This is a genomic window from Hoeflea sp. IMCC20628 (assembly GCF_001011155.1).
Lineage (GTDB): Bacteria > Pseudomonadota > Alphaproteobacteria > Rhizobiales > Rhizobiaceae > Hoeflea.
The window spans coordinates 3,092,391-3,104,986 of sequence record NZ_CP011479.1; the positions used below are offsets into that span (position 1 = coordinate 3,092,391).

8 protein-coding genes are annotated in these 12,596 nt (G+C 60.7%); 4 read left to right on the top strand and 4 right to left on the bottom strand.

Annotated elements, in window-relative coordinates; genetic code table 11:
- Positions 1-3: 3 nt before the first annotated feature.
- The 4 genes from IMCC20628_RS14680 to IMCC20628_RS14695 form a co-directional block, all read right to left on the bottom strand.
- Positions 4-2,403, bottom strand: coding sequence for a circularly permuted type 2 ATP-grasp protein (locus tag IMCC20628_RS14680; protein ID WP_047030839.1), 2,400 nt, complete (start codon positions 2,401-2,403; stop codon positions 4-6).
- 3 nt (positions 2,404-2,406) lie between these two features.
- Complete coding sequence (locus IMCC20628_RS14685) at positions 2,407-5,769, bottom strand: transglutaminase family protein (RefSeq protein WP_047030840.1); 3,363 nt, start codon at positions 5,767-5,769, stop codon at positions 2,407-2,409.
- Positions 5,770-5,936: 167 nt separating this feature from the next.
- On the bottom strand, positions 5,937-6,401 hold the full coding sequence (locus IMCC20628_RS14690; RefSeq protein ID WP_047030841.1) for a chemotaxis protein CheW: 465 nt from the start codon (positions 6,399-6,401) through the stop codon (positions 5,937-5,939).
- A 364-nt stretch (positions 6,402-6,765) separates the two neighbouring features.
- Positions 6,766-8,916 (bottom strand): DEAD/DEAH box helicase, encoded by a 2,151-nt coding sequence (locus IMCC20628_RS14695; protein WP_047030842.1) that lies wholly within the window; start codon positions 8,914-8,916, stop codon positions 6,766-6,768.
- Between the two features lie 217 nt (positions 8,917-9,133).
- Between IMCC20628_RS14695 and IMCC20628_RS14700 the strand changes: the two genes are divergently transcribed.
- From IMCC20628_RS14700 to IMCC20628_RS14715, 4 genes are all read left to right on the top strand, one after another.
- Entirely contained in the window at positions 9,134-9,436 is a 303-nt protein-coding gene (locus IMCC20628_RS14700; RefSeq protein WP_047030843.1) for a hypothetical protein, read from the top strand.
- A gap of 90 nt (positions 9,437-9,526) precedes the next feature.
- Positions 9,527-10,435, top strand: coding sequence for a LysR substrate-binding domain-containing protein (locus IMCC20628_RS14705; RefSeq protein WP_047030844.1), 909 nt, complete (start codon positions 9,527-9,529; stop codon positions 10,433-10,435).
- Between the two features lie 186 nt (positions 10,436-10,621).
- On the top strand, positions 10,622-11,146 hold the full coding sequence (locus IMCC20628_RS14710; protein WP_047030845.1) for an arsenate reductase ArsC: 525 nt from the start codon (positions 10,622-10,624) through the stop codon (positions 11,144-11,146).
- Between the two features lie 212 nt (positions 11,147-11,358).
- On the top strand, positions 11,359-12,525 hold the full coding sequence (locus IMCC20628_RS14715; RefSeq protein ID WP_047030846.1) for an ABC transporter substrate-binding protein: 1,167 nt from the start codon (positions 11,359-11,361) through the stop codon (positions 12,523-12,525).
- The last annotated feature ends 71 nt before the right edge of the window (positions 12,526-12,596 follow it).

The window sequence follows — 12,596 nt, forward strand, 5'->3', positions numbered from 1 at the left end:
CCATCAATCGAGAAACTGTGCATGGATGTCATTGGTCAACAGCCCAATTGCCTGAGCCAGTTCGACCAGTTTGGCCTGATCGAGGCTCTGTGGCGTCAGCACGGCGAGATCGGACTGCACCCGCAACACGGACCGCGACAATTCGGACAATTGTCCGTTGAGATCAGCTCCGGGCAATAGGCTGACCTGATCGCGGATTTCATCGATATGAAACGCGATTGAGCGCGGATTGAGCGGGTCAAGCGCCAGCAGGTCGACAACAGTGTCGCGGCTGGCCGTCACCGGATAGCGTCTGCGATGGGTCATCACGCTGTCGCCGAATTCCACGCAGAGCTCAAAGCCGCCATGCGGGCTGCGCCATTCGCTAAATGTTGCCAGCAGATCAGCCATGGCGAGGGCGCGCTCCAGCGACCGGCCGATGGTCAGAAAACGCCAGCCGCTGAACCGGTACATGTTGTCGTGCACCAGCCCGGAAAACCCGGTGATCTTGCGCAACAGCACACCCATTGCGGATGCTGCATCTTCGCCCGGTCTGACGGTGTGCCCCATCTTCTCAATAGTGGTCTCAAGGTCAGCCAGCGACGCCCAGGCATCGACCGAGAACCGGTCACGCACCTGGTTGGCGGCATTGACGGCGAATGAAATGGTTTTGGCAATCTCCGCCGGCACACCTTCCGAGACATCAAGCGTATGTTCTTCAAGGTAGGCTTCAAGTGCCGTCATCAGCGGCGTGCCGCCCGACGGGGTTTCGTCCAGCCGGCTCATATAGGCCCGCGTCAGCCGCATCTGTCCTTCAGCGCGCTCCACGTAGCGGCCGAGCCAGAACAGGTTGTCGGCAGCACGGCTCGGCAGCAGCCCCGGCGAGGTGCGGACGAAGGATTCACCGGTCTGCACCAGCATGGAATCCTCCGGCACCGGGGTGTCCGACACGACCCAGACATCGGCGACAGTGCCGCCGCGGCTGATCGAGACCGCCGACGGATCCTGTCCGGTCGCCGACAGCCGGGCAAAGCCGCCGGGCATCAGCTGCCAGCCGTCACGGGTGCGCGCCATGAACACCCGAATCCGCATCGGCTTTGGTTTCAGGCCGCCGTCATCCCAGCACGGCGTGGTGGACAGCGACACGAGCTCTTGGCCGACCAGATTTCTGCCCTCAGTTGCCAGCCAAGTGTCGAGATCGGTTCCCATCGCCGTCATGTCGCCCCTCAGAACAACGCCCGGCTCGGCTTCGAGCGGCAAGCGGTTCGAATTGGCCGGTCCGATCAACATGGTGCCGGCGTTGGCGCGCACATGCGCACGCTCATCCGTGGCTCCGCACCACCAGGTCGCAAGGTTGGGTACGGCCAGTTTCTTGCCATGCAGCACTTCCGACAGGCGCGGCAGGAAGGCAAGGAAAGCGCGACTTTCGAGAATGCCGGCGCCAAGCGCGTTGATCATGGTCACGCCTTCGGAGCGGACAGCGCCCAGTAGCCCGGGCGTGCCCAGACGCGAACTCGCCTCCAGCTCCAGCGGATCAGCCCATGCCGCATCAAGCCTGCGCCATAACACGCTGATCGGCTTGAGACCGGAGACCGTACGCACCATCAAGCGACCATCGTCAACGGTCAGGTCATCACCCTCGAGCAGCATCATGCCGAGATAACGGGCGATATAGGCATGCTCGAAATAGGTCTCGTTCATCGGACCCGGCGTCAGGATGCCGGCGCGGCTGCCCTCTTCATGGCGCAAGGCGTTGAGCCCGTCGCGGAAGGCGCGGAAGAACCCGGCCAGGCGTTCAACATTGCTGCTGTTGAGAAATCCGGAATAGGATCGCGCCGAGGCCACGCGGTTTTCCAAGGCGTAGCCGGCGCCGGAGGGGGCCTGGGTCCGGTCGCCCAGAACCCACCAGCCACCATCGGGTCCGCGCCCGATTTCAAAGGACACAAAATGCAGGAAATGGCCCGATGCCGGTTTTACCCCGACCAGAGGGCGCAGCCATTCCGGATTTGAGGCAATGACGTCTGCGGGAAGATGGCCCTCGGCAACAAGCCGGTTTTCGCCATAGAGGTCGGCCACGACGGCCTCGAGCAGATCTGCCCGCTCTGCAAGCCCCTCAGCCAGCGCCTGCCATTCGTCGGCCGGCTGGATCACCGGCACCGGGCTCCAGGGCCAATCCCGCTGGCTTTTGTCTTCGCCGTAATTGCGCACAAACACACCCGCATCGCGCAGATATTGCGCACCGCGGGCAAAGGCGCGCTCGCGCTCGTCGGGCCTCATTGCGTCCAGATGCGCAATCAGACCGACCCAGACTGGACGAATGCTGCCGTCAGCCGCCAGCAATTCGTCGGGCACGCCGGGCAAGGGCGTGTAATCCGACAAAATTGACGGCCGCCCCGGATTTTCGGCCGCTGCTCGTTCCGGCACGGCTCAAATCCCCGGCTTGCGACGCAGATCGAGCGTGAACGGAAACTCCGGATGCGGCGTTTCGGGAGTCGGCATTGGTGCACCCGGCGTATGACCACGGTGCTCGAACCGTGCCAATCGGCGCGCTTCGGCTTCGTTGCCGTTGACCGGGAAGGTGTCATAGCTGCGGCCGCCGGGATGGGCGACATGGTAGACGCATCCACCCAGGGCCTTGCCCGACCAGGTGTCGAAAATGTCGAAGGTCAGAGGCGCATTGACCGGCAGCACCGGATGCAGCGCCAGCGTCGGCTGCCAGGCCTTGTAGCGTACACCGCCAACGGAGGAGCCGGTCTGGCCCATTTCCGTCAAAGGCACCGGGCGGCCATTGCAGGCCACAACATAGCGGGACGGATCGGCGGTTTCGAGCTTGACCTGCAAGCGCTCGACGGAGCTGTCGGTGTAGCGGACGGTGCCGCCGATGGCTCCGGTTTCGCCCAGCACATGCCACGGCTCCAGCGCCTGACGCAGTTCGAGCCGGACGCCCTCGTATGTCACCTCGCCGCAGAACGGGAAGCGGAATTCGGCCTGCGCCTCGTACCATTCGGAGCGTAGATCAAAGCCGTGATCGCGCAAATCGCGCAGCACATCGAGAAAATCCTGCCAGATGAAATGCGGCAGCATGAAGCGGTCAGTCAGCGTGGTACCCCAGCGGGTGAAGCGGCCCTTGGCCGGGCTCTGCCAGAACCGGGCCACTAGAGCGCGGATCATGACTTGCTGGGCCAGGCTCATGCGCGGTTCCGGCGGCATTTCAAAGCCGCGGAATTCGACCAGCCCAAGCCGGCCGGTCGGGCCATCAGGCGAATAGAGCTTGTCGATGCAGATTTCCGCCCGGTGGGTGTTGCCGGTGACATCGGTCAACAGATTGCGCAGCAAGCGGTCAACCAGCCACGGCAGCGGCGGGGTGCCGGCATCGGGGTGCGGGATCTGCTCGAGCGCCGTCTCTAGCTCGTAGAGGCTGTCATGACGGGCTTCGTCGATGCGCGGCGCCTGGCTGGTCGGGCCGATGAACAGGCCGGAAAACAGATAGGACAGGCTTGGATGACGCTGCCAGTGCAGGATGAGACTGGCGAGCAGGTCAGGCCGGCGGAGAAACGGGCTGTCGAGCGGCGTGGCGCCACCGACGACCACGTGATTGCCGCCACCGGTGCCGGTGTGACGTCCGTCGATCATGAACTTGTCGGCGCCAAGACGGGTCTGACGCGCCTCCTCATAGACACCTTCGGTGATCGCCTTGCATTCATCCCAGTCGCTGGCGGGGTGAACATTGACTTCAACAACGCCGGGATCGGGTGCGACGCGGATGACATTGAGGCGCGGATCATGCGGCGGCCCGTAGCCCTCGATATGGACTTTCAGGCCAAGCCGGTCAGCGGCAACTTCAGCAGCGGAAACCAGCTCGAGATAGTCTTCTACCTTTTCCACCGGCGGCATGAAGATGCACAGTCGTCCGTCTCTGGGTTCGACCGAAATGGCGGTGCGAACGGCGCCGTCCAGATCGCCGATTTTCTGTTCGACGCGGTTCTGGGTGGCCTCCGCAGCGGTGAACTGCGCAACCGGCTGTGCCGAAGCCTCGGCAGGGCGGGCATCGGACAACGCGTCGGCGAGTGCTGCTGCCGCAGCTACGGGATCTGGCAAATCGCCGCGTGGCTCGGTGGGGTCAGCCGGATTGACGAACGGATAGGACGATTCCGGCACATGCGGCAGTGATCCGAGCGGCAGGCGATAACCGACAGGGCTGTCGCCGGGCACCAGGAAAACATGGCCGCGCCGGGTTTTCCATTTCTCAGAGCGCCAGCCATGTCCGGCGGCTTTCGACTGCCAGCGCTGAACCGGCAGTACAAAGCCCGAAGGCGTCGCCAGTCCGCGTCCGAAGACAGTCGCAATCCGGTGACGCTCCTCGGCGTCTTCCAGCTTGGAGTTTTCAGGTGTCACATTGTCAGGAAGGTTGCCCTCCTTGAGGATCCATTCCGCCGGATCCTCATAGGCTGCGACGACATGATCGTCTTCAATCCCCAGATTGTCGGCAATGGCTGCGAGCAACTGCTTGGCGGTTTCGGGGCTCGCCTGACCGGTATCCGTGCCCTCATCGGCGATGAGTTCGGGATTGTGCCAGATCGGCTTGCCGTCGCGGCGCCAATAGAGCGAAAAGGTCCAGCGCGGCAGGGTTTCGCCGGGATACCATTTGCCCTGGCCATAATGCAGGAAACCGCCGGGAGCGAAGCGTGTGCGCAACCGGCGGATCAGCTTGTCGGCGGCCTCGCGCTTTTGCGGACCGACGGCGGCGGTGTTCCACTCTTCGCTCTCGAAATCGTCGATCGACACGAAGGTCGGTTCGCCGCCCATGGTCAAGCGGACATCGCCCTCCTTCAGCTTGGCGTCGATATCGTGACCGAGTGTGTCGAGCGCTGCCCAGGATTCCTCGTTGAACGGCTTGGTGATGCGCGGATGTTCGGCCATCCGATCAACACGCATGTCGAACGCGAAATCAACCTCTGCATAGCTTGCGAGGCCGGAAATCGGCGCGGCATTGCGGAAATGCGGCGTTGCGGCGAGCGGGATGTGGCTTTCGCCGGTCAGCAAGCCCGAGGTCGGGTCAAGACCGATCCAGCCGGCGCCGGGCAGATAGACCTCGGTCCAGGCATGCAGGTCGGTGAAATCGTGATCCGTGCCGGCAGGACCATCGATTGCCACCAGATCGGGCTTGAGCTGGATCAGGTAGCCCGAAACGAAGCGCGCGGCAAAACCCAGATGCCTGAGAATCTGCACCAGCGTCCAGCTTGAATCACGGCAAGAGCCCTTGCCTGTCGAGAAGGTTTCCTCCGGCGTCTGGACGCCGGGCTCCATGCGGATCACATAGCCGATTTCATTGGCCAGCCGGGCATTGAGACCGACTACAAAATCCACCGTGCCGGTTTTGCCGCGCGGGATCGTGTCCATGAAGGCTTTCAGCCGCGGGCCAGCCGGCTCGGGCGTCCGGTAGATCACCAGATCCGGCGCAATGTCCTCGGGATATTCGAATGGCCAATTTTCGGCGGATTCCTCGACGAAGAAATCGAACGGATTGTAGACGGTCATGTCGGCCACCAGATCGACCTCGATCTTCAGCTCCATCACCGGATCTGGGAACACATAGCGCGCCATCCAGTTCCCATAGGGATCCTGCTGGTAATTGACGAAATGCTGTTTGGGGCTGATCTTGAGGGAGTGGGAGACCACCCTCGTCCGGCTGTGCGGTGCAGGCCGCAGGCGGATGATCTGCGGGCCAAGTGTAACCGGGCGATCATATTTGTAATGGGTGAGGTGGTAGACGCTTGCCAGAATCGACATGGGGTGTATCCGTTGATCGGGCGGCCTTGCGGCACGGTCAAGCATGCCCTGCCCGCCAGATCATGTCCACTGTTCATGACGCAGCGCACACCAAAACGCGCCCTGAACTGGTATCCAGAGCCTTATGCGGTGAAGAAGAGGCTTAAGATTCGAGAAACTGCGCGGTGTCAGGCGGCGAGTGCACCCGCTTCATCGAGCACCGAATCGATATCCAGATGAGATATCATCTGACTTCCCTTGGAGATGATTGATGTTGTCATTCTCTGGACTTCGGTCGCGCCGATCTCGGGAACAGACTGGATCTCCTCTGCGGACACGGTGACCATATCAGAGACATTGTCGACCAGAAGGCCGACCAGTTGGCCGCGGACACTGGTAACGATAATGGCGGAGCGTTCGGTCGGCGCGATCGCCGCAAGTCCGAGCCGCAGCGCCATGTCGACCACCGGTATAACGGCTCCGCGCAGATTGATCACACCCAGAACGTGGCGGGGCACGTGGGCCAGTGGTGTGGCAGGCGTCCAGCCACGGATTTCCCGAACTGACATGATGTTCACGCTGAACAGCTGCTCGCCGAGAAAAAACGAGATGATTTTCAAATCTGCTGCCTTGCCGTCCTGGGTCTCGTTCATCGTGTCCTCGTCTCAAGTTTGCCTGATCAGGCCGAGCGATGCCGGGCCTTGCTCCGCCAATCCGGGTCAAAACATCCAAACAGGTGGCTCCAACGAGCCTTGCCGGAACATCCATCTCTTCCCGTCTCTGGATTCAATCATGGTTTGGTTAAGAATGGGGAAACATACACCGGCGAAGACCATCACGACTGGATTTGAAAATCGCACGGTTCAGCATCCACCGGTGCCGGGTCCGTCGGCTCGCTCGGAACGACGTCAAACAACTGGGCTTTAAGGATCAGAATCAAAAACCGCCGGATCGCATACGCAATCCGGCGGCCCATTTCGGTTGAGACCCGTGACTGTCAAACGTGACAGGCAGTGTTCAGCTCTTTGGCTTGCGCTTTAGACCCTTCTCACCGCCCGAAGCGGGCTCAGCTGGAGCGCCCGGGCCTTTGCGATGCGGCTTGGCCGGTTTTGCGTCGGGTTTGAAATCCGGCTTGAAGCCAATCTTCTCGCGCTTGGGCTTCTTGTCCTTGGCAAAGGGCTTGTCGCCGTCGGTTCGCACCGCTGGCTTGCCCGGCTTTGCAGGCTTGACATAATCGGGTGCCGGTTTCTGATAGGCATCGGCAGCTCTTGGCTTGTCTGCGGCCGGCTTTGGCGCCGGAGCCACATCATCATAGGGCCATGCGCCGGCCTTGGCGCCGGATGGCACGTCAACCCGGCTTGAAGGCTTCTTGTCGGCATAGGCATCCTGACGCGGCGGACGGTCATCGCGCTTCTTGCCACCGGTAAAGGGGCGCTTCTTGGCATAGTCCGGCTTTGCCTTTTCGCCGGGCGCATAATCGCTGCGGGGACCCCGGTTGAAATCATCATCCTTCGACCGCGGCGGACGGGCCGGGCGGGCCGAGGCTTCGGGCACGCCATCCATGCGCGTGATCGTCACATTCTTCTCGAGCGTGCGCGTCGGACCGACTGCGGCCTCGAATTTCGCAGCGGCTGCGCCCGAAATCTCAACATGGGTTTCAAGATCGTGGATCTTGATGGAGCCGATGTCGGTCTTGGTGATGTTGCCGGCACGACAGATCATCGGCAGAATCCAGCGCGGCTCGGCCGATTGCTTGCGGCCCAGCGACAACGAGAACCAGACCGCATTGGTGATCGGCACATGCTCGCCGCGTGGCGCGCGCTCTGGATAGGTTCCACCAGGGGCCGAAACCGGTCCGCCGTCAATCAATTCCTCGGGCGAGGAGCGGCCGGCACGATGCAAGCGCATCAGCGCCGCAGCGACCTTCTCGGGCCCGTGCTTTTCCAGCAGGGCTGCGACCATCGTGGCTTCGTCCTCAGCAACGTCAGCCTCGAAAGATGCGTCGCCCATCAGCCGTTCATCGTCGCGGGCAAGAATTTCGTCAGCCGACGGCGGGCGTGCCCAGGCGGCGGTGATGCGGGCGTCAGACAGCAAGCGTTCGGTACGGCGACGGGCGCTGTAAGGCACGATCAGCGCAGAGACGCCTTTGCGTCCGGCACGGCCGGTGCGGCCCGAACGGTGCAGCAAGCCTTCCGGGTTTTTCGGCAGATCGGCGTGGATCACCAGTTCGAGGTCCGGCAGATCGAGGCCACGGGCGGCAACATCGGTTGCCACACAGACCTTGGCCCGGCCATCGCGCAAAGCCTGCAAGGCGTGGGTACGCTCGTTCTGACTGAGTTCGCCCGACAGGGCCACAACCGAAAAGCCGCGATTGGAGAACCGCGCGGTCAAATGGTTGACCGTGGCGCGGGTGCTGCAAAACACGATCGCGTTCTTGGCATCATAATAGCGCAACACGTTGATGACCGCGTTTTCGCGGTCATTGGGCGCAACCGTCAGCGCCCGGTATTCAATGTCGAGATGCTGCTTGGCGTCGCCGGCGGTGGTAACGCGAACCGCCTTGGTCTGGTAGCGCTTGGCCAGATTGGCGATTCCTGTCGGCACGGTGGCCGAAAACATCAGCGTGCGGCGCTGGTCGGGTGCTGCATCGAGAATGAACTGCAGATCATCGCGGAAGCCGAGATCGAGCATTTCGTCAGCTTCATCAAGCACGACGGCACGCATTGCCGACAAATCGAGCGAGCCGCGATCAATGTGATCGCGCAACCGGCCCGGCGTTCCCACAACAATGTGCACGCCGCGCTTCAAGGTCTGACGCTCGGTCGTCATGTTCATCCCGCCAACGCAGGTGGCAATGCGCGCGCCGGCGTCGGCATAGAGCCAGGTCAGCTCGCGCTCAACCTGCAAGGCAAGTTCACGTGTCGGCGCAATGCACAGCGCCATTGGCAGGTCGGCGCGCGGCAGCGTTGCCTCGTCGCCCATCAGTGTCGGTGCAAGCGATATGCCGAAGGCGACCGTCTTGCCCGATCCGGTCTGTGCCGACACCAAAAGGTCGGCGTCACGCACATCGGATGCCAGCATGGCCTCCTGAACGGGAGTGAGGGTTTCATAGCCACGTTTTGCCAATGCGCCGGCAATTGCCGGATGAATTTCTGTCTTGGACGTCATTTGATACTTTCAACTGAAAAAATGGCCGGGCCGGCTGGATTGGGCGTGAGCAGCAAAACGCAGCTCCGGCGGATCGGTGCGGTATAGGGCATAGGCGCTGTGGTTCAAAGCGCCAAATTCAGCAAAATAGCAACCTCCCGGGCCTATTTCGAAGTAATTCGAGCCTGAGAGGGTTCATGCTGATGGAACCATGACTGCTATGCGGCGTTATTGTGTCATGAAAAAGATCACGCTCATCACCGCAGCCATTGCCGCACTGGCCGCTGCTACTGTTGCCGCCCAGACCGGTGACCACACCACAGGTTCGAACGAGTCTGATATGGTTGTGGCGTCTCTCCAGGTTCAGGAAGCTCCCTTGCGGCGCACCACCCGCACAATTACCCAAAAGCAGTCCGGCACGGGTATTGATCAGATCCGCTATGTGATCGGACCACGGAAACCTGGCGAATCCTGTGAACAGGCGGCTTGGCCATACTATCCCGTTGATTGCCTGCAACGTGTGGAGCAGTCTGGCCTCTGATACCGGTTGATGTTTCCCGTCGGGTGCGGCGACAACCAAATATCGTCACGAAGATGTTGTCAGCCGCGACGAATGCTGGTTGTTTGAGGCATGGCCTTCACGCTTCGCCAATTGCAATATTTCGTCGCTGTCGCCGCCCAGGGCACTGTCTCCGGGGCGGCGCAAAATCTGTCGATTTCTCAATCCGCCGTCACAGAGGCGATCAAGGAACTCGAGGGTGACCTGGGTGTGGAGCTGTTCGACCGGCATTCGCGCGGGTTGACCATTACGCACAAGGGACACCAGTTCCTTCGCCATGCGACCAAGATTTTGTCCGATGTCTCTGATGCACGTCGAACCTTCTCCGATGACAAGGAAAACCTGACAGGCACTCTTAATTTGGGCGTCACCTCACTGGTGGCAGGCTACGTGCTATCTGACCTACTGGCGCGCTACCGCCGCGCCTTTCCTGGCGTTACTGTTTCGGCGATCGAGGACAATGGCGATTATCTCGAACATCTGCTGATCGGCGGCGAATTGGATGTCGCCGTGATTGTCATTTCCAATTTACGCAACAGGATGGCGCTGCAGACCGAGATTCTGGAGGTTTCGCCCTACCGGCTGTGGCTGCCACTCGGTCATCGTCTGGCGTCGGCTGAAAGCATTACGGTCGCTGACGTGGCGGAAGAGCCTGTGATCATGTTGACCATTGACGAAATCGAGGAAAGCACGGGCAAATTGCTGAGCGCCATTGGCTCCCGCCCGAAGATTGCCTTCAGGACAAGATCTGTGGAAGCCGTGCGCAGTCTGGTCGCCACCGGTGCCGGTGTGGCGCTGTTACCGGATCTTGTCTATCGGCCATGGTCCCTGGAAGGCGACCGGATCGAAAGCCGTGACGTATCGGGAAGCCTGCCTATGGTGCAGGTCGGCGTGGCCTGGCGGCGTGGCAGCCAGATGACACAGGCCGCGCGCGATTTCATCGACCTTTCTCAGGCGCAGAGAGCTATTCGTCAGCGCTGATCGCATGATCCCCGCAGACATCACAAAACCGCTGACACAGACTAATGGGCGCGGAGTTCTCGTTTCGGGGATTGCATAATACTATTTATCTAATATTCTTGATTTATTGATGAGATAACCATCGATGAAAACTTTTCCGGGCGAACAGTCGCCCACAAACTCGATGTCAAAACGAGCGAGCAAACCATGACAGACAAGATCTACAACGTGCTGTTCTTGTGCACAGGCAATTCGGTGCGGTCGATTCTGGCGGAAGCGATCATGAACCGGGTTGGGCAGGACCGTTTCAAAGCCTACTCGGCAGGCTCCCAGGCAAAAGGTGAAGTGCACCCGTTCACGCTGGATCTGCTTCGGCAACTCAATTTCAACACCGATTTCGCAAGATCGAAGAACTGGGACGAATTTGCCGGGCCCGACGCCCCTAAAATGGATTTCGTCTTTACGGTCTGTGACAATGCAGCGAACGAAAGCTGCCCGGTCTGGCCCGGTCAACCGATATCGGCGCACTGGGGCATTCCCGATCCTGCCAGCGCCGAAGGCACTGATGCAGAGCGGCGGCTGGCCTTTTCTGAAGCCTCCCGTATGCTCAATGCTCGGATCTCCATCTTCGCGAATCTTCCGTTGAGCAGCATCGACAAGCTTGCATTGAAAGACCGGCTGGATGCGATTGGTCAGACACCGGATTCCAAAGGTGCGGCTGAATCGCAATAACAGCAGATAAAGGCGCGAAATACTGCAAAATGTGTCCTGAAAGCCTGGTTTCGGCTGTCGGCAGCACTGAATCGGAGACAAGCGACAGGTATCGGTTTTTCCGATATCAGAATTCTGATAAAAGTATTTGCGCACTCAGACTGGCCGTATCAGTGTTGGCTCCCGACGCTGGTCGCTATTTTGGCGGCCACCAACGGTGGGAGCTCAAGCAAATGAAAAAGATGTTGAACACATGTACGGCCATGGCGATGGCGCTTTCGGTCATGACGCCAGGAATTGCCTCGGCGGAGATGATGAAAGAAGTTGGACCCGGCGAGGGTCAAGTCAATATCGTCGCTTGGGCTGGCTATATCGAGCGTGGCGAAACCGACAAGGCCTTTGACTGGGTCAGCAAGTTCGAAGAAGCCACCAGCTGCAAGGTCAACGTCAAGACTGCCAACACATCCGACGAGATGGTGGCGCTGATGAACGAAGGCGGCTTCGATCTGGTCACCGCTTCTGGCGACGCCTCGCTTCGGCTGATCGCCGGCAAGCGCGTACAGCCGATCAACACTGATCTCATTCCGTCCTGGTCGACGGTCGATGACCGCCTCAAGAGTGCCCCATGGCACACAGTCGACGGCGTTCACTACGGCACGCCCTATATGTGGGGCCCGAATGTGCTGATGTACAACACCGAAGCCTTCAAGGACGCCGCACCTACATCCTGGAACGTGGTGTTCGAAGAGATGGACCTTCCCGATGGCAAGACCAACAAGGGCCGCGTTCAGGCCTATGATGGCCCGATCCACATTGCCGATGCGGCGCAGTACCTCATGTTCCACAAGCCGGAACTTGGCATCAAGAGCCCCTACGAGCTCAACGAAGACCAGTACAAGGAAGCGCTTGACCTGCTGCGCGTGCAGCGGACACTCGTCGGCCGTTACTGGCATGACGCGTTCATCCAGATCGACGACTTCAAGAACGAAGGCGTTGTGGCGTCGGGCTCCTGGCCGTTCCAGGTCAACCTGCTCAAAGCCGACAACGTGCCGGTGGCTTCTGTCCTCCCGCAGGAAGGTGCGACCGGCTGGGCTGACACCACGATGATGCATTCGGAGGCCGCCAACCCGAACTGTTCCTACATGTGGATGGAGCACTCGCTGGCTTCCAACCTGCAGTCCGACCTCTCGGTCTGGTTTGGCGCCAACCCTTCCGTTCCTGCCGCCTGCACCGATGGCCGCGGCATGCAGACTGCCGAGGGCTGCACCGCCAACGGTCTGGATGATTTCGACCGAATCAACTTCTGGACCACACCGGTCTCGAAGTGCGAAAGCCAGGGCGAATGCGTGCCCTATTATCGCTGGGTCTCTGACTATATCGGCGTCATTGGCGGCCGCTAAGCGCAACCGCCACTTCGTACCCGCCTCTCCCTCCCCTCGTTTGGGGAGGGAGAGCTGCTTCACTGCAATAT